We start from the raw sequence: 21,870 nt of genomic DNA on the forward strand, positions 1-21,870 counted from the left end.
ATGCTCAAGCCTCCAGAACAACATCCGTATAAAGTTCGGCCGGATCGGGTTCCGGGCTGGTCTGCGCAAATTCTGCAGAGTCGTTTACAATGCTCTTGATCTCGGTTTCCATTGTTTTCAATTCTGCTTCTGTCACGCCAGAATCCAGCAGGATGTGTTTGACGTGTTCAATGGGATCTCGCGTTTTGCGGACTTCATCCACCTCATCCCGCGTGCGGTATTTGGCAGGATCTGACATGGAATGGCCGCGATAGCGGTATGTCATCATTTCCAGCAGGTAAGGCCCCTTGCCTTCACGGCAATGTTTTACGGCTTCTTCTGCTGCGGCATATACGGCGGCAACATCCATGCCATCTACCCGTTTGCCGGGAATGCCCCATGGCTCGCCATTTTTGTAGAGTTCGTGCGATGCAGATGCTCGCTCAACAGCGGTGCCCATGCCGTAACGGTTGTTTTCAATTACAAAAATACAGGGAAGTTTGAGCAGAGCGGCCAGGTTAAAGCTTTCGTAAACCTGCCCCTGATTGGCGGCGCCGTCACCAAAATAAGCTACGGAAACTTCATCTGTATTGCGGTATTTGTTGGCAAACGCCAGCCCGATACCCAAAGAAACCTGAGCACCGACAATGCCATGCCCCCCGTAAAAATTCTTCTCGCGGGAGAACATATGCATGGAGCCCCCTTTACCGTGAGAATACCCGGTAGAACGGCCCGTAAGTTCTGCCATCACGCCACGGGGTGTCATGCCCGCCACCAGCATCTGGCCGTGGTCTCGGTAGGATGTAATCAGCTTATCGCCTTCATGCAGGCTCATCTGGATACCAACCACCACAGCTTCTTGCCCGATATACAGGTGGCAGAAACCGCCAATTAGGCCCATGCCGTAAAGTTGCCCGGCTTTTTCTTCAAAGCGGCGGATCAGGAGCATGTCATAGTAGGCTTTAAGAAACTGGTCTCGTGTTAAGGAAGGACCGTTATTTCCTGCCTTGCCGACCTGTTTGGCGTTCGTTCCCATGCGTGATGAACCTTTTGCGATATGTAAACAGTTCGTAATAAATGGTGCGCAACAGCGGCATCCGTTTCCGGGCCTTCAGATGGTTTCTAAAGCTCCAGTAAAACTGCCTGCTGTTTCGCGTGTTTTATTATGCAGCGTTGTAGTCTCCTGAGCGTCCCCCACTTTTATGAAGGAGCTTTATATTTTCTATCTGCATGCCACGGTCAACTGCTTTGCACATGTCGTACAGTGTAAGGGCCGCAGCAGACACGGCGGTTAACGCTTCCATTTCCACCCCGGTTGCGCCAGTTGTTGTAACAGTTGCGGTAATCTCGATCCTGTTATCATTCGGAGCCAGATCCACAGTTACACTGCTTAGGCTAAGCGGGTGACAGAGCGGGATAATATCTGCTGTTTTTTTTGCAGCCATAATGCCAGCAATGCGAGCCGTTGCCAGAACATCACCTTTTGGGGCTGCGCCTGAAAGGATCATTTCCAGCGTTTGGGGCTGCATAATAATAGCCCCGGTGGCCACAGCCTTGCGGCGCGTGGCAGCTTTAGCGGAAACATCCACCATATGCGCATGCCCGGCTGCATCCAGATGTGTGAGTGCTGGAGAGGGCACGTTAGGCCAGCCCCAGCAGTTTTTTGGCAGCATCACCGGGATGCGGATCTCGCAGCAGGGATTCACCTACCAGAAAGCCCGTTACGCCAATGCCGGAAAGCTGCACGATATCTTCATGCGTTTTGATGCCACTTTCAGACACAATAATCCGATCTGGCGGCACCAGAGGAGAAAGTTCCCGCGTGGTATCCAAGCTGGTCTGAAGCGTTTTGAGGTTACGGTTGTTGATACCGATCAAGAAGGTATCCAGCGCAAGGGCGCGGTTCAGTTCTTCCTCATCATGCACTTCCACCAGCACATCCATGTCTAGCCCTTTGGCGTGGTCAACCAGTTCCAGCGCCATTTCATCAGACAGGATAGACATAATGAGCAGAATGCAATCTGCCCCGATCATGCGGCTTTCATAAACCTGCCACGGATCAAGAATAAAATCCTTGCGCAGAACAGGAAGGGAACACGCAGCCCGCGCCTTGCCCAGATCTTCATTATCACCATGAAAACAGGAGCTTTCCGTTAGCACAGAAATACAGGCTGCCCCTGCTTGCTCATATTCTGCGGCAATTTCTGCCGGATTATACGTTTCGCGCAGGATACCAGCGGAAGGAGAAGCCTTCTTGATTTCTGCAATCAGGCCAACTGCGCGATCAGCAGCTTTTTCCTTCAGCGCCCGACCAAACCCGCGTGGAGCCTCTTTGGTTTCCTGCGCTTTGGCTGTGATTTCCTTAAGGGACATCAGGGTGGAGCGATGTTCAACTTCCAGCTTGGTGCGTGCGCAGATGCGGGAGAGAACATCCGGCAGTTCGTCAATCTTGCTGGCAAGAGTGTCCGAAGCAGAAGCTGCCGAGGACGCGAGTGGTGTATCGGTCATGATTATCCTGTCATGTCTCAGGCGCGTGCATCCGGGTTGGAAGCGCGCAAACCGTTTAGCACTGCCAAAGCCGTGCCATCATCCAGTGGGCGTGCGGCCAAAGCCACACTTTCCCGCAAGGCCTGCGGATCAATGCGTCCGTCCCGCAGGAGTGTTACCCGCCCTGCCACGTGAAGTGCGCAGGCGGCGTTTAAAACAACTGTATCACGATATGCTCCTGATGCACCATGCAGCAAAGCTTCTAGAGCTTGCGCATTGTATTGGGCATCTCCCCCCAATATGGAGCTGACCGGAGCATAGGCAAGGCCAGCCATTTCTGGCGTAATAGAAAACGAGCAGATGGCATCATTTTCCAGCGCTACAACCTGTGTAGGGCCTGCCAGCGTAATTTCATCAATGCCGCCCTGCCCGTCTGATGGTAGGCCGCATGCGGCCCAGACCTTCTGGGAGCCAAGATTTTTGAGCACATTGACCATGGGCTCCAGCCATGCGGGTGAAAAAACGCCCACAAGCTGCCGTTTAACACCTGCCGGGTTTACCAAGGGCCCCATGAGGTTAAACAGCGTACGCACGCTTAAGGCTTTGCGTATCGGAGCAGCAAAACGCATAGCGGGATGGTGGTGCGGAGCAGATAGGAAAATGACCCGGTGTACCTGCATCTGCTCCGCCAGAACCTCGGCTTGTGCAGAAAGTGGAACACTTAGCGCAGCCAGCACATCGGAAGCGCCAGAGCGAGAAGAAATAGCCCTGTTACCGTGTTTGGCAACGGGCACACCAAGCGCACTCAGCACAAAGGCAACAGCGGTGGATACATTCAACGTGCCGTAATTGTCTCCGCCCGTGCCGCATACGTCTATCGTATTGGCAGGCATGGCGGGCACAGTGTGCATGCGGGCCCGTAAAGCCGTTACACCACCAAGCAATTCATCCTGCGTTTCACCACGCACGCGCAAAGCCATAAGAAAAGCCGCAATGCGTTCTGGCGCAATCAGGCCATCCATAATAACGCCAAAAGCAGCTTCGGCTTCGGCTGCGCTTAGTGTTTGCCCGTCTGCAACACGTGCCAGAATGGTAGAAAAAAACTGCTCACCTGCTACTTGAGATGCAGCGCCATGAAGGGGAGCGGACATCAGGCAACGGCCTGTTTTTCTTTCCAGGCAGATGCGATGGAAAGAAAGTTTTTCATCAGATCATGGCCATATTCGGAGGCAATGCTTTCCGGATGGAACTGCACGCCCGAAATGGGATACTGCCGGTGGCGCACACCCATAATAACACCATCTTCCGTCCATGCCGTAACTTCCAGAGCATCCGGAATACTGGCAGGTTCAAGCGTAAGGCTATGATAGCGCGTGGCATTAAACGGGTTGGGTAGGCCCGCAAAAACATCCTGCCCGTTGTGGAAAACGGGGCTCACCTTGCCGTGCATGGGCGTAGGGGCACGCACCACCTGTGCACCAAACACCTGCCCGATAGCTTGATGCCCCAGACATACGCCAAAAACAGGCACCTTACCGGCTGCGGCAGATATCAGATCACAGCAGATACCGGCTTCATTGGGGGAACATGGGCCGGGAGAAAGCACAATGACATCCGGCTTGAGGGCCAGTGCATCTTTTACGCTCAGGGCATCATTGCGGCGGACATCACACTGTGCCCCCAGTTCACCCAGATAGTGAACAAGGTTGAAGGTGAAGCTATCATAATTGTCGATCAGAAGGATCATGGCCGAATGATGACCTTATGTACTGTTGGGGTCAAATAAGAATGGAACAGAAACGACATTAAGAACGCCCTGCCCTTGCCTGTTCCAACGCGGCTTCTGCGGCGCGAAATACGGCGCGGGCTTTATGGCGTGTTTCTTCATATTCTGTTTCTGGCACACTGTCTGCCACTACGCCGCAGCCAGCTTGCACATGCATTTGCCCGTCTTTTACAACGGCCATGCGCAGCCCAATGCACGTATCCATGTTGCCGCCAGCGCCAAAATAGCCAATGCACCCGGCGTAGGTGGCGCGGCGGGTGCGTTCTACTTCATCAATAATTTCCATGGCGCGGATTTTGGGCGCACCTGTTAGTGTGCCTGCGGGAAAAGCGGCCACAAGGGCATCCAGCGCTTCCAGTTCCGGCTTGAGTGTGCCTTGCACGTTGGAAGAAATGTGCATGACGTGGCTGAAACGCTCAATCACGAATCGTTCTGTCACTTTCACCGTGCCGGGAATACTCACACGGCCCACATCATTACGGCCAAGGTCTATCAGCATCAGATGCTCGGCCAGTTCTTTCTGGTCGGCCAGAAGATCTTTTTCAAGCCGCAGGTCTTCTTCCGCCGTTTTGCCGCGCGGGCGTGTGCCAGCAAGCGGGCGTACCGTCATGGTACCATCCTGCAAGCGTACCAGAATTTCGGGCGAGGACCCAACAAGTGAGAAATCACCAAAATCCAGATGGAACAGAAATGGCGCTGGATTAATACGCCGTAGCGTACGGTACAGCGCCAGAGATGGAAGCGGAAACGGCGTAGAAAAACGCTGGCTGGGGACAACCTGAAAGGCATCGCCAGCCGCAATATAATCCTGAATACGCTCAACGGCCTGACAGAACTCATCCTTACTGAAGGAGGAACGCGGTTCAGCCGGTTCTGGCAGGTTTTCTGTCTGTTTTGGTAAAGGCGGCAGCGCTCCTGACAGGCATTCGCGCGCACGGCGCAGCAGATCTTGCGCTTTATCCCAAGCCTGTGCTGCGGTTTCATCTTTTTGTGGGCGAACAGGCGCGGCCAGAATCAGCTCATCGCTTACCGTGTCAAACACAGCAAAAAGACCGGGGCGCATGAGAATAGATTCAGGCAGGTTCAGATCATCCGGTGGCGCATCTGGCAGATGCTCCATCTGGCGCACCATGTCATAGCCCAAATATCCAAACAGACCCGCAACCATTGGAGGAACGCCTTCGGGCAGCTCCATGCGCGTGGCATGGATCAGGGCGCGCAGGCTTTCCAATGGCTTTTCTGTAAGAATACGCGGTGCAATATCCGGGTTTTCCGGGCTTTCATTCAGCGTGATCTGCCCGTTATGGCAGGTCCAGATAATATCTGGCTTGAGGGCAATAACAGAATACCGCCCGCGCGATGTGCCACCTTCCACACTTTCCAGCAACAACGTGTTTTTGCCGGTGCCACCATCAAAGCGCGCAAGGCGCAGGTAGGCTGAAACAGGTGTCAGCAAATCTGCTGCTTCTACAGAAAACACAACAGAAGGCTGGCCTTGCGCCCAAGCGGCTTCACACTGCTGGCGAGAGGGTGAAGGCGCAATGCGTGCGGTAATGCTCATGGCGTGGCTTCTCCTCCAAATCCGGCGGCAGATAGTGTGGCCATAACAGCGCGTTCGTTAATATGGGGCGGTGTGCGCTTGCTTAATGCCTCCACATAACTGGCAACCAGATCATCACTATCTGCCTGTGCCAGAGAGTCTTTCAGGCGCTGTACGCCGTCGGCTGGGGCTGGTGGGTTGGGCACGAACAGCTTTGTGACAACTGCCACAAGGAAGTGGCCGTCATCTTCTGTCATAACCGCCTGCCCCGGCTGCATGCGTGGCAGATAATCCATGAGTGCTGCCGGAATATTTTTGTTGGGCTTGGCGAAAGAGAAAGCTGCATCCCGCGTAAGTTGTGCATCTGATACGTTTACTGTGCCTAAAGCCTGCTTGTTTTTGGCTGCCAGATACAGGGTTGTTGCCTGCTCATTTGCTGCATGCTTGCGTGCTTCATCCTGCCATGCGGCCAAAACATCTGTTTGTGCTTGCGCAAATGTACGAGGGGCTGCGGGTGTAGCGGTATCCACTTCCACAGCAAAGCTGCTGTTGTCCGGCCCATCCACAAGCGTTGCACGTGCGCCGGGTTTTTGGGTGAAAATCTGGTGGATAATGGCTTCACGCAGCTTGCCGGATGCTGGCAACGGTGCGGGTTCTTTATCAGCCGTCATGCCTTGCGCATCCAGTGTGCCTGCCGCAGCAACCGCACCCAGATCTGCCGGAATGGCATCTAGCCCTTGGCCTGCAAGCGCATCTTGCAGCTTGCGCTTGCGCTCACCTGCAACAGATGGCGCAACAGCAGCCCGATACTGCGAGAGGATGTCTTTTTTTGCATCTTCATACGGCGTGGTGTGCGGAGCTGTTATTTTGGTAACACGAAAAACAGCCCATCCACCTTCGGTTTTAAGCGGATCGCTGACCTGACCTTCTGGAGCATGGAAAACAGCCTGCCGTAGAGTAGCAGAAGGAATTGTGGACGGGCGAGCATTTGGCATTTCTACCGCAGCCGCATCTTTTGCGCTGTTCTGGATAGCCTGCCAGTTTCCACCTACTTTCCACGCGTTTGCAATGGCGGTTGCCTGTGCCTGATCTTGCAGGGTTATAAGCTGGATATCGCGCGTTTCTGGTACGTTGTAGCGAGATTTCTGCTCATCATAGATGCGCTTGATATCGGCTTCATCCATGGTGATGCTGTCTGCCACTGTTTGTGGGGAAAGCACCACAATCTTGGCATGGCGCAGTTCCGGCGTACGGAACATCCACGGATGGTTGTTGTAATAGCGCTGCAATACGGCATCATCTGGTGTTTTGGGGGTGGGCTGCGCAGCAAACGGAATGCTCACAAAATCCACCACGCGCGTTTTTGCACCGTAGGTTAGAAAGCGCTGGAGCATTGTGTCGGAAACGCTGCCCGCCTGCGCCAAGGGTTGTAGAATGGTGCGTGTGGTCAGATCATTCCGCACCATGTCCAAAAAGCGTTGCTCGGTTAGCCCGCGGTCATGCAGTTTCTGATTGAAGCTGGCGCGATCAAACTGGCCATTCGCGCCTTTGAAATAAGGAAGCGAGAATACTTCATCCCGTACGGCCGAATCAGGCACTGCCACTTTTAACTTCTGTGCGGTATTCAGTAGCTCTGCTTGCCCAATCAGGCGGTGCAGAATCTGGTAGGCAACCTGCCGCTGCATGGCCAAAGGAATTTGCGATGGGTCTGATACCCCCATCTGGCGGGCAATTGTTGGCAGTTCAGATTGCAGGGCTGTGGCCAGATCATCGGAAGAAACCTGCTGTTGCCCCACTTTGGCAACAACATCCGTTTCTTCCCCCATATAGCCCATAACATCGCCTATTCCCCAGCCGACAAAGGCCAGAAAAATGACAATTGCAGTCACCCGGCCCAGCCAGGACTCAACAAAAACGCGACGTAGATAGGAAATCATGACCCGATGGATCCACAGCTATGCTTAAAAAACATCATACCACAAAGGGTATGCACAGGCGCGGCACCATAAGGGTAGCTGCGGTGCTTGACCAGACATAACCGCTCCTGCACGCCAGACAGGCAAGAATTAAGGCGCCTGCTCTCTTGCCCCAAGGGGGGCGTCTATGGTTTAGCCTTCATGTAAGAACCATATTATAAACGCACGTGCCCGCTGGCATGGCGCGCTATAGGCAAGGAGCAGGACATGACCAGACAGATTATTGTCGGCAACTGGAAAATGAATGGCCTAAGCCGTGATTCGCAGGAACTCGTCAAGGCTATTACCAGCGGCTTGCCCGCCAACAGCGCGGATGTGGTGGTGTGCCCGCCCTTTACCCAGCTTGGGCTGCTGACAGATGCGTTAAAGCCCACACCGGTAAAATTGGGCGCGCAAGATTGCCATCAGGATGTTTCTGGCGCGCATACGGGTGATATTTCTGCCCCCATGCTGGCTGATCTGGGCGTGTCCTATGTTGTTTTGGGTCATTCAGAACGCCGTCAGGAACATGGTGAGCTGGATGAAACCGTGCGTGAAAAAGCCATGGCTGCCGCCAAAGCCGGGCTGACCCCGATTGTCTGTATTGGTGAAACCGAAGATCAGCGCGAAACTGGTGAGCACTTTGATGCGCTGGGTTGGCAGATCAAGGGCTCTTTGCCCGATGGGTTTAATGGTATTTTGGCATATGAGCCTATCTGGGCGATTGGCACAGGCCTTGCCGCCACCACTGATCAGATTGCCGAAACCATGAAATTCCTGCGTGAAGAATTGGTGCGGCAGTTTGGAGAGGCTGGAAAAGTCATCAAAATCCTGTATGGAGGGTCCGTAAACGCCGGGAATGCGGCCACCATCCTGCCCATTCCTGAAGTGGCGGGTGCGCTTGTTGGCGGTGCCAGCCTTAAGGCGGACGCGTTTCTTTCCATCGTCAGCGCAGCATCTGCTGCCTGATTTGCTGTTCTGGAATCTGACATGACCACAGCCCTGCTGATCCTGCATTTCTGTGTGACCATAGCCCTGATTGGCGTTGTGCTAATTCAGCGGAGTGAAGGCGGTGGCCTTGGAATTGGCAGCAGCCAGGGCATGGGTGCGTTCATGTCCGGCCGCGGAACAGCCAACCTGCTTACGCGCACAACGGCTGTGCTGGCTGGTGTGTTCATGCTGCTTTCCCTGTTGTTAGCCATGCTTTACAAAGGCTCCGTTACGGGTGAAGGGCATGATATTCTGGCCCAGCCCCCGGCAGCCACAGCGCCCGCACCTGCTGCTCCGGCAACAACAGCTCCTGCTCCGCAGCCAGCTACTCCGGCGCATCCGTAAAATGCAGGTTTCTCTCTCCTTTCCGCTATGTGTGAGGAGAGAGCCCTTTCATCCCTTCAGCTCCGCATGTCCTGTGGCATGCGGTAGTTTGCGTTTGTCCATCTTTACCCGCCCGGCCTTGTCCGTGTAGGAAGTCTGCTCATGACCCGCTTTGTTTTTATCACCGGTGGTGTGGTATCCTCTCTTGGCAAAGGCATTGCATCTGCTGCCCTTGCTGCCCTGTTGCAGACGCGTGGCTACAAAGTGCGCCTACGCAAGCTTGATCCCTACCTGAACGTTGATCCCGGCACCATGAGCCCCTACCAGCATGGGGAAGTGTTTGTGACCGAGGATGGCGCCGAGACAGACCTTGATCTGGGCCATTATGAACGCTTCACGGGGGTAAATGCTTCTAAGGAAGACAACACCACAACAGGCAAAATTTATTCAGATGTTATCGCCCGTGAACGGCGTGGTGATTATCTGGGCGCAACCGTGCAGGTTATCCCGCATATTACGGATGCCATTAAAGACATTGTCGTTGCTAATACGGATGATCTGGACTTTGTGTTGGTGGAAATTGGCGGCACAGTTGGCGATATTGAAAGCCTGCCATTTCTGGAAGCTATCCGCCAGCTGCGTAATGATCTGGGCCCGGATCAGACCATGGTTGTGCACCTTACGTTGCTTCCGTGGATACCTTCTGCGGGTGAGCTGAAAACCAAGCCGACCCAGCATTCCGTTAAGGAATTGCAGAATGTGGGTATTCAGCCACAAATTTTGCTGTGCCGCTGTGATCGCCCTATTCCGCCAACAGAGCGGCGCAAGATTGCCAATTTCTGCAATGTGCGCCCCGAAGCCGTTATTGCCGCGCGGGATGTAGATACCATTTACTCCTGCCCTCTTTCCTACCATGCAGAAGGCATGGATACCGAAGTGCTGCGTTACTTCGGCCTGCCCCACGCTGAAGAACCTGATCTGACAGGGTGGGAAAAAATTGTAGATGCCATCCGCCACCCCGATAACGAGGTGCGCATTGCAGTGGTTGGTAAATACACAGCCCTGCTGGATAGCTACAAATCTCTGAACGAAGCTCTGCTGCATGGTGGCATTGCCCACCGTACCAAGGTTGTTCTGGATTGGGTGGATGCCGAAGTTTTTGAAAAAGACCCGGCATCACTGGAAGCTAAACTGGGCGATGTAGATGCCATTCTGGTGCCCGGTGGATTTGGTGAGCGTGGATCTCAGGGCAAGATTGAGGCCATTCGCTTTGCGCGTGAAAAAGGTATTCCGTTCCTTGGAATATGCTTTGGCATGCAGATGGCGGTTATTGAATGTGCCCGTAATCTGGCTGACCTACCCAACGCATCTTCTACCGAATTTGGCTATACGGAAGAGCCATTGGTGGGTCTGATGACCGAATGGGCACGCGGTAACGAACGCCTGCGCAGGAGCGAAGGTGGAGAACTGGGCGGCACCATGCGCCTTGGCGCTTACCCAGCCAAGCTGATTGAAGGCTCCCGCGCGGCAGAAGTGTATAACGCAACGTCCATTCGTGAGCGGCATCGCCATCGGTATGAAGTGAATATCCATTACAAGGATCAGCTTGAAAAAGCCGGGATGAAGTTTTCTGGCCTTTCACCAGATGGCATCTTGCCAGAAGTGGTGGAATATCCAGATCATCCGTGGTTCATTGCTGTGCAGTATCACCCGGAACTCAAGTCTCGGCCGTTTGCACCGCATCCGCTGTTCGCCGGGTTTGTGGGGGCTGCGCTGGAAAAGGCTAAAAAAGCATGATGCAGGCATTGGGTTCGGATTTTCAGCTTGGTTCTTTGTACATCGGTAATGATCAGCCATTTGTGCTGATTGCCGGGCCGTGCCAGATTGAATCCGCTGCACATGCAATGGAAACAGCCACGGCTTTGAATGAAATCTGCCAGAAGGCTGGTGTTGGGCTGATCTATAAAAGCTCGTTCGATAAAGCCAACCGCACCAGCATTTCCAGTGCGCGTGGTATTGGCATGGCCGAAGGGCTGGATATTCTGGCTAACGTGCGGAATACGCTGGATATTCCGGTGCTAACAGACGTGCATGCGCCAGAACAGTGCGCTCCGGTTGCAGAAGCTGTGGATGTGCTGCAAATCCCGGCTTTTCTGTGCCGCCAGACAGATCTGTTATTGGCAGCCGGTAAAACGGGAGCTGCGGTGAATGTGAAAAAAGGCCAGTTTCTTGCCCCGTGGGATATGAAGCACGTTGCGGCCAAAATTGCTTCTACGGGCAATAATCGCATCATGCTGTGTGAGCGTGGTACCAGCTTTGGTTATAATACGCTGGTAAATGATATGCGTGGCCTGCCTATTATGGCCCAGACTGGCTACCCCGTTGTGTTTGATGCCACGCATTCCGTACAGCAACCGGGTGGCTTAGGTGGTGCATCTGGTGGCCAGCGTGAGTTTGCCCCTGTGCTCTCTCGTGCTGCTTTGGCAATTGGTGTGGCATCTCTGTTTATTGAAACGCATGAGAACCCAGACCAAGCGCCCAGCGATGGCCCCAACATGTTACCTATAAAAAGCCTGCCAGCCTTGCTGGAGCAGTTCAAGAAGATTGATGCTCTGATTAAAGGGTAAACTGGGCGAAGCCAGTATTCTTGCTAACAAAAAAGCCGCAACCTGATTTTTCAGGCTGCGGCTTTTTTATAGTCCCAAGGAGGGAGAGAGGTAAATTCTCCCCCTTTGTGCAGGGTTAGACGTCCAGATTGGCAACTTTAAGTGCGTTGCCGACAATGAAATCACGCCGGGGTTCAACAATATCCCCCATCAGGGTGGTAAACACATCGCCAGCTTCTTCCACATCGCCTACGCGTACCTGCAGCAGCGTGCGCATAGCCGGATCCAGCGTGGTTTCCCAAAGCTGAGCGTCATTCATTTCGCCCAGACCTTTAAAGCGGTTAATTGTCAGCCCACGGCGGCCCTGTGCCAGCAGTCGGGTATAAAGATCAGCCGGGCCACTCAGTTGGTGTTCGGTGGTATCGTTTTTCAGCGCCACGCCTTCTGCAAAGTCTTTTTGCAGGCGGTTTGCCTGCATGGTCAGCCAGCGGGCATCGTTGCTGGCCAGCATGGTTGGGTCAATGCGGTACACTTCCCCTACCCCACGCACATTACGGGCCAGCTCTACACCATCTGCACTCGCAACGGCTTTCCAGCTTTTTTCATTTTCAGCAGATGCCGCATCAAGGCGCTGCTGAAGTGCTGGCATTCGTTGCTGGAGCAGTTCAATATCTGTTGTTAGCGCGCCAGCCAAGGCAACCTGTTCGATAATCCAAGAAGGAATGCGGTTGGAAAGGCGGTTAATCGCCTGCGCTGCCTGCCGAATGAACGGAAGATCTGCTGCCAGCTCCTCAGCACTTACAACGCGTTTGTCCGTGTAAACAAAGCTAGCGTTGTTCAGGGCCTTGTTGAGCAGATATTGCTCAAGTGCGGCATCGTCTTTCAGGTATGTTTCTTCATTCCCGCGTTTGGCACGGTAAAGCGGCGGCTGGGCAATATACAGATAACCGCGTTCGATCAGTTCTGGCATTTGGCGGAAGAAGAAGGTCAGCAGCAGTGTACGGATATGAGATCCGTCCACGTCAGCGTCAGTCATAATGACAATGCGGTGGTAACGCAGTTTTTCAATAGAGAAACCACCCTGCTCTGGCTCGCCACGGCCAATACCAGTGCCAAGAGCCGTAATGAGCGTGCCAATTTCAGCAGAGCCTAGCATGCGGTCAAACCGCGCGCGTTCTACGTTCAGGATCTTGCCTTTTAGAGGCAGAATAGCTTGGAAGCGCCTATCACGCCCCTGTTTGGCGGTGCCGCCTGCGGAATCACCCTCCACAATAAACAGTTCAGCTTTGGCTGGGTCTCGCGCCTGGCAGTCTGCCAGTTTGCCGGGCAGTGATGAAACATCCAGAACCCCTTTGCGGCGTGTAAGCTCACGCGCCTTACGGGCGGCTTCACGCGCAGAGGCGGCATCCAGCACCTTAGAGACAACAATTTTTGCCTCTTTGGGGTGTGTTTCAAACCAGTGGCTGATGATGTCTGCCGCAGCAGCATGCACAACGGGCTGCACTTCGGACGAAACCAGCTTGTCCTTGGTTTGGGAAGAGAACTTGGGGTCTGGCACCTTAACGGACAGAACAGCCGTCAGCCCTTCCCGCATATCTTCCCCTTGCAGGGAAAGCGCATCTTTTTTGGCAATGCTTTCGGCATATTTGCCAACAACACGGGTAAGTGCCTGACGGAAGCCTGCCAGATGCGCTCCGCCATCGCGCTGCGGAATGTTGTTGGTGAAGCACAGCATAGTTTCATGGAAGCTATCATTCCATGTGAGCGCGAACTCGACCTTAATGCCGTTATCCGGATTTTCTAGGCTACCAGTAATGGGTGGAGCAAACAGCGAGGTGCGAGACCTATCCAACCAATCTACAAAAGCTTCTAGCCCACCTTCGTAAAAGAATTTTTCTTCCCGCATAGGGGTAACACGTGCATCGCGCAGCACAATTTCTAGCCCGGAGTTCAGGAAGGCCAGCTCACGCAGGCGGCGCTCCAGAATAGTGAAATCAAAATCCGTTTTGGGGAATGTTTCACTGCTGGGTTTAAAGGTTACTTCCGTGCCTGATGGTTCGGAAGATGGGCCAACCACTTCCAACGGGGCATCGCGTTCACCATGTTGGAAGCGAATGAAGTGTTCCTGTCCGTTACGCCAGATGCGCACTTCCATCCACTCAGAAAGTGCATTCACCACAGCAGCGCCCACCCCGTGCAGGCCGCCAGAAACCTTGTAGGAATTCTGGTTGAACTTGCCGCCAGCATGCAGGCGGGTCAGCACCACTTCGGCGGCGCTAATACCCTCTTCTGTATGCATGTCTGTAGGAATGCCACGCCCGTTGTCGCGTACGCTTACGCTGCCATCTGCATTAAAAGTGACAATGCAGCGCGATGCAAAACCGGCCTGAGCCTCATCCACTGCGTTATCAATAATTTCAAACGCCATGTGGTGTAAGCCAGAGCCATCGTCCGTATCACCAATGTACATGCCGGGCCGTTTACGGACAGCATCCAGCCCCTTCAGCACAGAGATCGACGCGGCATCATACTCTTCGGAAACGGCAGATGGCGTGGGCTGAGAGAGGTCGGTCATAAGAACGGTACGCTCCGTACAGGAAAGAACAAAAAAACCTTTTATTCTTATACCCTGATCAAGCCTCTGGGGCCAGATTGAGCCGTATGTTTTATGGCCCAGATGGCAAAAAAGCACCGTTTTTCAGGGTTTCGAACTGAGCGCTATGCTTAAGTGGGGCAAAAGGTGCCTGATCTGTGCCGGTAAGCAGCACAGTTGTGCGAAAATCCTGCACAATTTCCAGCAATGAGGCCCGGCGCGCAGCGTCCAGATGCACTAAAGGTTCATCCAATAGCAAAATCGGGGGCTGCCCGCGGTAGTCGGTTACAAGCCGCGCGTGTGCCAGCACAATGCCAATAAGCAAGGATTTCTGCTGGCCAGTGCTGGCGAGTGCTGCCGGTTGTCTGGACGAGAGATCTTCCAGCAAAAAATCACTGCGATGTGTGCCAAATGTGGCGCGCCCACGTGCGGCATCATCTTCTCGCAACTCGGCAAGTTTTGCACATAGCCAATCTTCTACGGTCAGCGCTGGAGATGTTTCCAGTTTCTGGGCAATAGCGCATTGCAGTGTCGCAATGGCAGCAGGAAAAGCGCCCAGACCATTTTGGGCATAATGGCAAATCTGGCGCACGGTTTCCTGCCGAGCCGCAGCAACAGCCACAGCATGACGCGCCATGGAGGCTTCTAATCCAGATAGCCATGAGTGTTCGGAAAAGCGTGTTTGCAGCAGGCGATTGCGTTGCGTCATGGCACGATCATATGCGGCTAGTTCCCGCGCATGGTGCGGTGTTACCGCCATAACCAGGCGATCTAGAAAGCGCCGCCTACCGGATGCGCCCTCACTAAATAACCGATCCATCTGTGGGGTAATCCACACAGTAGCAAGAGTATCTTCCCACGCTTCTTGCCCCCGAATTTGCCGACCGTTGAGCAAAAAAACGCGGCGCGGCCTCTCCTGCCCGCCTTGCGTGCCGGTGCCGAGTTCAAGAAACTCATCTTTCGTTTCAATACGCGCAGAAACGCCCCAGTTGATCACGCCCATTCGGCCAAATTGTGTAAGAGGTGCCGCGCGCAGTCCTCTACCGGGCGAGAGAAGAGAAACTGCTTCCAGCAGATTAGTTTTGCCGCTGCCGTTTTCGCCTGTCAGCACCAATAGGCTTGCATTGGGGGACCATACAAGCCGTTCGTAATTGCGAAAATTGGAAAGCGTAAGTTTAAGAAGCCGGGGCATGCCACGCTGCTTCTGTTGGCCTGCCTGCATTTGGGCAACGGAGGCAGGCCGTAAGTGTTAAAGCAAAAAAGCGGATCACACGCGCATCGGCATGAGAACATAGAGTGCAGATGGGCTATCCACATCGCGCACAATGGTGGGGGATGCGCTATCTGCAAACGCAAATTCCACCTCTTTTTCTACCTGATCTGTGATGTCGTTAAGGTAGCGTGCCTGAAAACCGATTTCCAACCCTTCTGCATCGTAGGAAATGCGGTTGTCATCCAGCTCTTCCTTAGCCATGCCCTGCTCTGTGCTGCTGGCAGACAGAGTAAGCAGACCGGGTTCGAGCGTGAGCTTTACCGGGCGAGAACGTTCCTGACTAATGGCGGCAACACGTGCCACGGCATCTGCAAAATCTTTTTTGCCAACCCGCAGGATGCGTGTGTTGTTGCGTGGGATCACCCGTTCGTATTCAGGGAACGTGCCATCAATCAGCTTAGATGTAAGTGTAACGGGGCCTGCCGTGAACTGAATACGCGTTTCAGAAAGTGCGATTTCCACTTCTTCTGGCGCTTCATCAATCAGCTTGCGCACTTCGGCCACGGTTTTGCGTGGGACAATAACCCCCGGCATTCCGGCGGCGCCAGATGGTAGATCGGCTTCCACACGGGCTAGGCGGTGCCCATCTGTAGCCACAGCGCGTAGCTTGGGTTCGCCATCTACTTCTGTGCCATGCAGGAAGATACCGTTGAGGTAATAACGGGTTTCTTCGGTTGAAATGGCAAAACGTGTGCGGTCTATGAGAGAGTGCAGTGTTGTTGCGGGCAGTTTGAAGCGATATGGGAAATCTCCTGCCCCCATGGATGGAAAGTCATCCACACTCAGCACGTTCAGACGGGTAGCATAGCGGCCCGCACGCAGCAGAAGTGGGCCTTCACTATCGGCCTGATCCAGCTCTACATCCACACCATCGGGCAGCTTGCGCACGATTTCGTACAAAACAGATGCAGGTGCAGTTGTCGCCCCTTCCCGCGTGATGTTGGCGGGAACACCTTCAACCACTTCAATTTCCATGTCCGTGGCTTTCAGGCTGAGCTGTCCATTAGCAGCCTGAATAAGAACATTGGCTAGAATGGGTATGGTGTTACGCTTTTCTGCAACACTCTGGATATGGGCCAACGCCTTAAGCAGTGTTGCACGTTCCGCCGAAAACTTCATCTAACCCTCTTTCCTGCAAGACAGGGCCTCTGTTTGGCAAGAAGCACCTGCTTTTTCCACCTCGAAAAGTAACAGGTGGGCATTATCAGTCAATCCCTTTGGAATCTCTACGTTTTCAGCTTTCCAGCATCCGCCGCAGGAGTTCCACATCTTCTGCAAAAGCAGCATCCAGCCCCATCAGTTCCGTAACGCGATTTACCGCATGCATAACGGTTGTGTGGTCACGATTACCGAACTTGCGCCCGATTTCTGGCAGAGAGCGACTTGTAAGCTGCTTAGCCAGATACATTGCAACCTGCCGGGGCCGCGCCACATTGCGGGCCCTGCGGGCGGATGACATGTCTGTCAGGCGGATGTTCCAGTGCTCGGCTACTTTTTTCTGGATTTCCTCAATTGTTACACGCCGGTCATGCGCTTTGAGAATATCGTGCAGCACTTCTTGTGTGGCTTCCAGAGTAACCGGGCGGCCAAACAGATTGGCGTGAGCAATGAGGCGGTTGAGCGCGCCTTCCAGCTCACGCACATTGGACGTGATTTTGTGTGCCAGAAATTCCAGAACCTTACCGGGCACCACAACGCCAGAGGCAGCGGCTTTTGATTCCAGAATGGAAATACGTAGCTCAAACGTGGTGGCATGAATATCTGCCACCATACCGCAGCCCAAACGCGTGCGTAGCCGATCTTCCAGCCCCGACAGGTCAGATGGGGATTTATCAGCCGAAACCACAATCTGCCGCCCGGCATCTACCAGCGCATTAAAGGTATGGAAGAATTCTTCCTGCGTATTGTCCTTGCCGATCAGGAACTGCAAATCGTCAATCATCAGCACATCAACGGAACGCAGTTGCTCTTTGAACTCGATGGTAGATTGCGAACGAATGGCCGCAATAAACCGATACATGAACTTTTCGGCAGACATATAGGCCACGGACACATTGCCACTCTGGATCAGCTCGGCCCCGATGGCATGCATCAGATGCGTTTTACCCAGCCCAACGCCACCGTAAAGGAACAGCGGGTTAAACCCAACGCTGGAGGGTTTTTCTGCAACCCGGCGGGCGCAGGCATAAGCAAATTCATTGGGCTTGCCCACCACGAACGTATCAAACGTAAAGCGGCTATCCAGCGCAGTCACCAAGTCACTCCGCACTTCTGGCGCGGTGCGTGCTGCTGGGGTGGCCTCTTCCTGCGCGGGTGTTGCGGCGTTGGCGCTTGGCACACTTTCCAAAGGTATGGGGGCCGGATCTCCGGCGCGGGCAACCTGTAGCTCCACCCGGCGGATACTGGGGATTTCCTGATTCCACAGTTCGCTCAGGCGGTCACCATACTGGCTTCTTACCCAGTCGCGCAAAAAGCGTGTGGGTAAAAGCAGGGTGATTTCATCACCATCAATCGGGCCCAGCGCAATTTTGGTCAGCCAGGTGCGGTATTCAACTTCGCCAACTTCGCCCTTCAGGCGGGCGCAGATACGCAGCCACGATTCCTCAAGCCCCTTGCCGTCTTCAAGCCGGGAAAAGGCGCTTTCGTCATCGTCCACTCCGATTGTCATTTTTGCTCCCGAGCGGTCATTAAGGCGCGAATGGGTTCACGCATTTTCACAAAACAGGCGGCACGTGTGCTGCCGGTGCTGTGTAACATCTGTAACGGCCTTGGCGGCCTATGGTGCAGGCTTGCTTATATCTTGCGGAAGGTAGCCCGAACAGCGCCAAACCATCCAGCAAGGTAAAGCAGTGAGAGCAAATGGAGCAATCAATATTTCATGCTGCCTGCCCTGCTTGCGCTTTATCCAGCCAAGGTGGTGATAAAAACAAAGCCGAACCATCTGGGTGATGATTCGGCTTTATCTCAAAGCGTCAGATGGCCACCAATTAAGGTGACCCCGCACTTTCCTCAGGCCGGAGCCAGTGCTTTCACACGGGCAGACAGGCGGGAAATTTTGCGGGCCACCGTGTTGTGGTGGATAACGCCCTTAGTGGCCGCACGCTGGATTTCTGGCTGAGCAAGGCGCAGTGCTTCGCGCGCAGCGCCATGATCACCAGCTTCAACTGCGGTTTCTACTTTCTTGATGAAAGTACGCATGCGGGATTTGCGGGCGGTGTTACGAGCAGTCCGCTTCGCGGTCTGCCGGATGCGCTTACGCGCCGAAGCGATATTCGCCATGAGTTTCTATTCTGTCCAGCACTTAAGAAAGATTAATAGGGCAGACACGCCGGAACGCGCTACCCAAAAGAGTAAGCGGTGCTGTAATGCACCTAAGCGCCTTCCGTCAAGCTTCTTCCATGCCAGCCACTAGGATTTTACCCGTTTTTCTGCCTTTGGGGACAAAAAAATGTGGATCGTCCGGCCTGCGTTATCTGCTGCACACCAGAACATGCGGGTGTGCCGGGGCAATTGGGGCATGGCTTACCCGTTTGCCCATATACCCGCCATGCGTGCTGGAAATACCCCAACCCGCCCTCTGGGCGTACATAATCTTTCAGGCTGGAACCACCTGCCTCTATGGCTTCTTCCAGCACATCACGTATGGCTTGCGCCAATTTGCGGGCTTTGGGGGCGGTAAGATTGCAGGCTGGCATGGTTGGGGCAATGCCAGCCCTAAACAGGGCTTCACACACATAAATATTGCCTAACCCCGCCACAATCTTCTGATCAAGCAGGAAAGGTTTGATGGGCATCCGCCTGTTCTTGCTGGCAGCCAAAAGCGTTTTGGGGGTAAAATCTGGCTCAAGCGGCTCTGGCCCCATGCCTGCCAGCAATGGATAGGTATCTTCCTGATCGGTTGGAACCAGATCCAGCATGCCAAACCGGCGCGGATCTATGTAACCACAGCGCTTTCCATTTTGCAGAATTAGCACAACGTGCTCATGCAATAATGGCGTGGTTGGAGAATCGAGAAGCACGCGCCCAGACATGCCCAAATGCCAGATTATGGACATTCCACCAGACAGGCGCATAAGAATATATTTGCCCCGACGGCGAAAGCCTTCTATCCGGCGGCCTTCGATTGTTTGTGAGAAATCGGCAGGAATCCGCCATCTCAGGTCGTGACGGCGCACAATTGCTTCTTTGATGGTACCGTTTTGCAGGGCAATCTGCATCCCGCGCATTACGGTTTCTACTTCAGGGAGTTCCGGCATGGCTAAAAAGCAGGGTATAGGGGAACCCCATGACCGACAACAGCTTTACGCCCTCCCCCGCTTCTTCTGACGCAACAGTGGAAGAAACGGATTTCGGCTTCCGTTCCGTAAGGAAGGAAGAAAAGAAAAACCTTGTTCGTGACGTGTTTGATAGCGTTGCGGGTAAGTATGACGTGATGAATGATATCATGTCCCTTGGCATCCATCGGGTATGGAAGCGTATTTTTGTAACAGAGCTTGGCCCGCAGCCCGGCATGTCTTTGTTGGATCTGGCCGGTGGTACGGGTGATATTACCTTTGGCTGGCTGAAGGGTGGCGGGGGCTCCGCCATTATGACCGACATTAACAGCAGCATGCTATCTGTTGGGCGGGATCGGGCCATTGATCGTGGTTTTGTATCCGATCTGTCTTTTTGCGTTGTGGATGCAGAAGCTATTCCGCTGCGCGATATGTCCGTCGATCGGGTTTCCATCGCTTTTGGCCTGCGAAACTGCACAGATAAAATGGCTGTGCTGCGTGAAGCACGGCGTGTGCTCAAACCCGGCGGGCGTTTTCTGTGCCTTGAATTTTCCCGCGTTCAGGTGGCGGCATTGGCACCTATCTATGATGCGTGGTCTTTCAAGGTGCTGCCTGCCATGGGCAATCTGATCGCCAAGGACCGTGAAAGCTACCAGTATCTGGCGGAAAGCATTCGCACCTTCCCGGATCAGGAAACACTGGCAGATATGTTCCGTGAGGCTGGGTTCTCTCACGTGCGGTATCAGTCCCTTTCCGGTGGTATTGCAGCCATTCATTCCGGCTGGCGCGTATAAGGCCAAAGGGTATGGACGTGGTTTTGCCTTCCCGTTCCGTTTTGCTCATTGTGGGCGGCAGTATTGCCGCCTTCAAGGCGCCGGAGTTGATACGTCTGCTTAAAGGCGCTGGCATGCAGGTGCGCTGCGTGCTTACGGAAGGTGGAAGCCAGTTTGTAACGCCCCTTACCCTGCAAGCGTTAAGTGAACAGCCGGTTTATGCAGACCTGTTCTCGTTAACGGCTGAGCAGGAAATGGGGCATATTGCGCTTTCCCGCTGGGCAGATTTGGTTCTTGTTTGCCCTGCATCTGCCAATTTACTGGCACGTATGGCCGGTGGTCTGGCGGATGATCTGGCCAGCACGCTTTTATTGGCGACAGATGCACCTGTAATGGCCGTTCCCGCCATGAATGTGAGAATGTGGGAGCACGCTGCTACGCAGCATAACGTGGCCACGTTACAGCAGCGCGGCGTACATGTTGTGCCGCCAGCTATTGGCCCCATGGCCTGCGGTGAATTTGGCGCAGGCCGGATGCCGGAACCCGCCGATATTTTGGATGCCGTGCAAGCATTTTTCCGCCAGCGACAACAGCAGAATGGCCCTTTGGCGGGGAAGGCTGTTCTGGTAACAGCAGGCCCTACGCAAGAACCGCTGGATCCTGTAAGGTATCTGGCTAACCGATCTTCCGGCAAACAGGGCTATGCCATTGCTGCGGCGTTGGCGGATCTTGGAGCTTCCGTGACATTGGTAAGTGGCCCAACCATGTTGCGTGCGCCTGCTGGTGTTACATTTGTTCCGTGCGAAACAGCTTGCCAAATGCTGGAATGCGTTAAGGCAGCGGCTTCGTTTGATGTGGCTGTCTGCACCGCGGCGGTGGCAGATTGGCGACCTGAGGTGCAAGCGGGGCAAAAAATTAAAAAAACCAGCCGAGATGATGTGCCCGCTCCTATTCGGCTGGTGTCTAACCCAGATATTCTGGCCGAAATTTCCGCTCCCGGCCCACAGCGCCCGATGCTTGTTGTAGGGTTTGCCGCAGAAACCGAAAAGGTGGAGGAGCACGCAACCGCCAAGCGCCAACGCAAAGGATGTGACTGGATTGTTGCAAACGATGTAAGTGCTGGCACAGGCATTATGGGGGGTGATAGAAATCAGGTTGTTCTGATAACCGCCCAAGGCAGTGAGCGCTGGCCACATATGCCAAAAGAAGAAGTTGCACAAAGGCTTGCTTCTCGCATGGCAGATTGGTTTACAGAATCCTGATAGATTGTTTTTGAAATTTTGATAGAGG

19 protein-coding genes are annotated in these 21,870 nt (G+C 54.0%); 6 read left to right on the forward strand and 13 right to left on the reverse strand.

Annotated features, from left to right (window positions below; all coding sequences use genetic code 11):
- Window positions 1-4 precede the first annotated feature (4 nt).
- From pdhA to WG31_RS06630, 7 genes are all read right to left on the reverse strand, one after another.
- A complete protein-coding gene (gene pdhA / locus WG31_RS06600; RefSeq protein WP_063354007.1) occupies window positions 5-1,015 on the reverse strand; it encodes a pyruvate dehydrogenase (acetyl-transferring) E1 component subunit alpha in 1,011 nt (336 codons plus the stop codon).
- Window positions 1,016-1,142: 127 nt separating this feature from the next.
- Complete coding sequence (gene moaC, locus WG31_RS06605; protein ID WP_003625539.1) at window positions 1,143-1,619, reverse strand: cyclic pyranopterin monophosphate synthase MoaC; 477 nt, start codon at window positions 1,617-1,619, stop codon at window positions 1,143-1,145.
- Between the two features lies 1 nt (window position 1,620).
- Window positions 1,621-2,487: an indole-3-glycerol phosphate synthase TrpC gene (trpC, locus tag WG31_RS06610; protein ID WP_006115289.1), complete on the reverse strand. Its 867-nt coding sequence runs from the start codon at window positions 2,485-2,487 to the stop codon at window positions 1,621-1,623.
- Between the two features lie 17 nt (window positions 2,488-2,504).
- On the reverse strand, window positions 2,505-3,617 hold the full coding sequence (trpD, locus tag WG31_RS06615; RefSeq protein WP_063354008.1) for an anthranilate phosphoribosyltransferase: 1,113 nt from the start codon (window positions 3,615-3,617) through the stop codon (window positions 2,505-2,507).
- On the reverse strand, window positions 3,617-4,213 hold the full coding sequence (locus WG31_RS06620; protein WP_063354009.1) for an anthranilate synthase component II: 597 nt from the start codon (window positions 4,211-4,213) through the stop codon (window positions 3,617-3,619). Before WG31_RS06620 ends, trpD begins: the two co-directional genes overlap by 1 nt.
- Before the next feature lie 58 nt (window positions 4,214-4,271).
- On the reverse strand, window positions 4,272-5,813 hold the full coding sequence (gene trpE, locus WG31_RS06625; RefSeq protein ID WP_063354010.1) for an anthranilate synthase component I: 1,542 nt from the start codon (window positions 5,811-5,813) through the stop codon (window positions 4,272-4,274).
- Complete coding sequence (locus tag WG31_RS06630; RefSeq protein ID WP_063354011.1) at window positions 5,810-7,729, reverse strand: SurA N-terminal domain-containing protein; 1,920 nt, start codon at window positions 7,727-7,729, stop codon at window positions 5,810-5,812. The genes trpE and WG31_RS06630 overlap by 4 nt, the downstream gene beginning before the upstream one ends.
- A 246-nt stretch (window positions 7,730-7,975) precedes the next feature.
- On the opposite strand from WG31_RS06630, the gene tpiA reads away from it, so the two are divergent.
- From tpiA to kdsA, 4 genes are all read left to right on the forward strand, one after another.
- Window positions 7,976-8,716, forward strand: a complete 741-nt coding sequence (gene tpiA, locus WG31_RS06635; protein WP_063354012.1) for a triose-phosphate isomerase — start codon at window positions 7,976-7,978, stop codon at window positions 8,714-8,716.
- 21 nt (window positions 8,717-8,737) lie between these two features.
- Window positions 8,738-9,082 (forward strand): preprotein translocase subunit SecG, encoded by a 345-nt coding sequence (gene secG, locus WG31_RS06640; RefSeq protein ID WP_006115295.1) that lies wholly within the window; start codon window positions 8,738-8,740, stop codon window positions 9,080-9,082.
- 141 nt (window positions 9,083-9,223) lie between these two features.
- A complete protein-coding gene (locus tag WG31_RS06645) occupies window positions 9,224-10,858 on the forward strand; it encodes a CTP synthase (protein WP_003625521.1) in 1,635 nt (544 codons plus the stop codon).
- Window positions 10,855-11,688 carry a 3-deoxy-8-phosphooctulonate synthase gene (gene kdsA / locus WG31_RS06650; protein ID WP_063354013.1) on the forward strand — a complete coding sequence of 278 codons (834 nt, stop codon included), beginning with the start codon at window positions 10,855-10,857 and terminating at the stop codon, window positions 11,686-11,688. The genes WG31_RS06645 and kdsA overlap by 4 nt, the downstream gene beginning before the upstream one ends.
- Before the next feature lie 115 nt (window positions 11,689-11,803).
- Here the strand turns inward: kdsA and gyrB are convergent, their stop codons facing one another.
- From gyrB to mutM, 6 genes are all read right to left on the reverse strand, one after another.
- Window positions 11,804-14,242: a DNA topoisomerase (ATP-hydrolyzing) subunit B gene (gene gyrB, locus WG31_RS06655; RefSeq protein WP_035351372.1), complete on the reverse strand. Its 2,439-nt coding sequence runs from the start codon at window positions 14,240-14,242 to the stop codon at window positions 11,804-11,806.
- A gap of 91 nt (window positions 14,243-14,333) precedes the next feature.
- A complete protein-coding gene (recF, locus tag WG31_RS06660; protein WP_082823149.1) occupies window positions 14,334-15,482 on the reverse strand; it encodes a DNA replication/repair protein RecF in 1,149 nt (382 codons plus the stop codon).
- 45 nt (window positions 15,483-15,527) lie between these two features.
- Window positions 15,528-16,652, reverse strand: a complete 1,125-nt coding sequence (gene dnaN, locus WG31_RS06665) for a DNA polymerase III subunit beta (RefSeq protein WP_006115299.1) — start codon at window positions 16,650-16,652, stop codon at window positions 15,528-15,530.
- Between the two features lie 115 nt (window positions 16,653-16,767).
- Window positions 16,768-18,201 (reverse strand): chromosomal replication initiator protein DnaA, encoded by a 1,434-nt coding sequence (gene dnaA / locus WG31_RS06670; RefSeq protein WP_006115300.1) that lies wholly within the window; start codon window positions 18,199-18,201, stop codon window positions 16,768-16,770.
- Window positions 18,202-18,542: 341 nt separating this feature from the next.
- Complete coding sequence (gene rpsT / locus WG31_RS06675; RefSeq protein ID WP_012812907.1) at window positions 18,543-18,812, reverse strand: 30S ribosomal protein S20; 270 nt, start codon at window positions 18,810-18,812, stop codon at window positions 18,543-18,545.
- Window positions 18,813-18,949: 137 nt separating this feature from the next.
- A complete protein-coding gene (mutM, locus tag WG31_RS06680; protein WP_063354014.1) occupies window positions 18,950-19,789 on the reverse strand; it encodes a bifunctional DNA-formamidopyrimidine glycosylase/DNA-(apurinic or apyrimidinic site) lyase in 840 nt (279 codons plus the stop codon).
- Between the two features lie 29 nt (window positions 19,790-19,818).
- On the opposite strand from mutM, the gene WG31_RS06685 reads away from it, so the two are divergent.
- Window positions 19,819-20,601, forward strand: a complete 783-nt coding sequence (locus WG31_RS06685; protein WP_006115302.1) for a class I SAM-dependent methyltransferase — start codon at window positions 19,819-19,821, stop codon at window positions 20,599-20,601.
- Between the two features lie 11 nt (window positions 20,602-20,612).
- A complete protein-coding gene (coaBC, locus tag WG31_RS06690) occupies window positions 20,613-21,842 on the forward strand; it encodes a bifunctional phosphopantothenoylcysteine decarboxylase/phosphopantothenate--cysteine ligase CoaBC (protein WP_063354015.1) in 1,230 nt (409 codons plus the stop codon).
- The last annotated feature ends 28 nt before the right edge of the window (window positions 21,843-21,870 follow it).

It is taken from the genome of Acetobacter oryzifermentans (assembly GCF_001628715.1).
Classification (GTDB): Bacteria; Pseudomonadota; Alphaproteobacteria; order Acetobacterales; family Acetobacteraceae; genus Acetobacter; species Acetobacter oryzifermentans.

What these genes read in the sequence shown, in the direction of transcription:
- pdhA (WP_063354007.1), bottom strand. Translation starts at nt 1,015, where the DNA reads ATGGGAACGAACGCCAAACAGGTCGGCAAGGCAGGAAATAACGGTCCT.
- trpC (WP_006115289.1), bottom strand. Translation starts at nt 2,487, where the DNA reads ATGACCGATACACCACTCGCGTCCTCGGCAGCTTCTGCTTCGGACACT.
- trpD (WP_063354008.1), bottom strand. Translation starts at nt 3,617, where the DNA reads ATGTCCGCTCCCCTTCATGGCGCTGCATCTCAAGTAGCAGGTGAGCAG.
- WG31_RS06620 (WP_063354009.1), bottom strand. Translation starts at nt 4,213, where the DNA reads ATGATCCTTCTGATCGACAATTATGATAGCTTCACCTTCAACCTTGTT.
- trpE (WP_063354010.1), bottom strand. Translation starts at nt 5,813, where the DNA reads ATGAGCATTACCGCACGCATTGCGCCTTCACCCTCTCGCCAGCAGTGT.
- WG31_RS06630 (WP_063354011.1), bottom strand. Translation starts at nt 7,729, where the DNA reads ATGATTTCCTATCTACGTCGCGTTTTTGTTGAGTCCTGGCTGGGCCGG.
- tpiA (WP_063354012.1), top strand. Translation starts at nt 7,976, where the DNA reads ATGACCAGACAGATTATTGTCGGCAACTGGAAAATGAATGGCCTAAGC.
- secG (WP_006115295.1), top strand. Translation starts at nt 8,738, where the DNA reads ATGACCACAGCCCTGCTGATCCTGCATTTCTGTGTGACCATAGCCCTG.
- WG31_RS06645 (WP_003625521.1), top strand. Translation starts at nt 9,224, where the DNA reads ATGACCCGCTTTGTTTTTATCACCGGTGGTGTGGTATCCTCTCTTGGC.
- kdsA (WP_063354013.1), top strand. Translation starts at nt 10,855, where the DNA reads ATGATGCAGGCATTGGGTTCGGATTTTCAGCTTGGTTCTTTGTACATC.
- gyrB (WP_035351372.1), bottom strand. Translation starts at nt 14,242, where the DNA reads ATGACCGACCTCTCTCAGCCCACGCCATCTGCCGTTTCCGAAGAGTAT.
- recF (WP_082823149.1), bottom strand. Translation starts at nt 15,482, where the DNA reads ATGCAGGCAGGCCAACAGAAGCAGCGTGGCATGCCCCGGCTTCTTAAA.
- dnaN (WP_006115299.1), bottom strand. Translation starts at nt 16,652, where the DNA reads ATGAAGTTTTCGGCGGAACGTGCAACACTGCTTAAGGCGTTGGCCCAT.
- dnaA (WP_006115300.1), bottom strand. Translation starts at nt 18,201, where the DNA reads ATGACAATCGGAGTGGACGATGACGAAAGCGCCTTTTCCCGGCTTGAA.
- rpsT (WP_012812907.1), bottom strand. Translation starts at nt 18,812, where the DNA reads ATGGCGAATATCGCTTCGGCGCGTAAGCGCATCCGGCAGACCGCGAAG.
- mutM (WP_063354014.1), bottom strand. Translation starts at nt 19,789, where the DNA reads ATGCCGGAACTCCCTGAAGTAGAAACCGTAATGCGCGGGATGCAGATT.
- WG31_RS06685 (WP_006115302.1), top strand. Translation starts at nt 19,819, where the DNA reads ATGACCGACAACAGCTTTACGCCCTCCCCCGCTTCTTCTGACGCAACA.
- coaBC (WP_063354015.1), top strand. Translation starts at nt 20,613, where the DNA reads ATGGACGTGGTTTTGCCTTCCCGTTCCGTTTTGCTCATTGTGGGCGGC.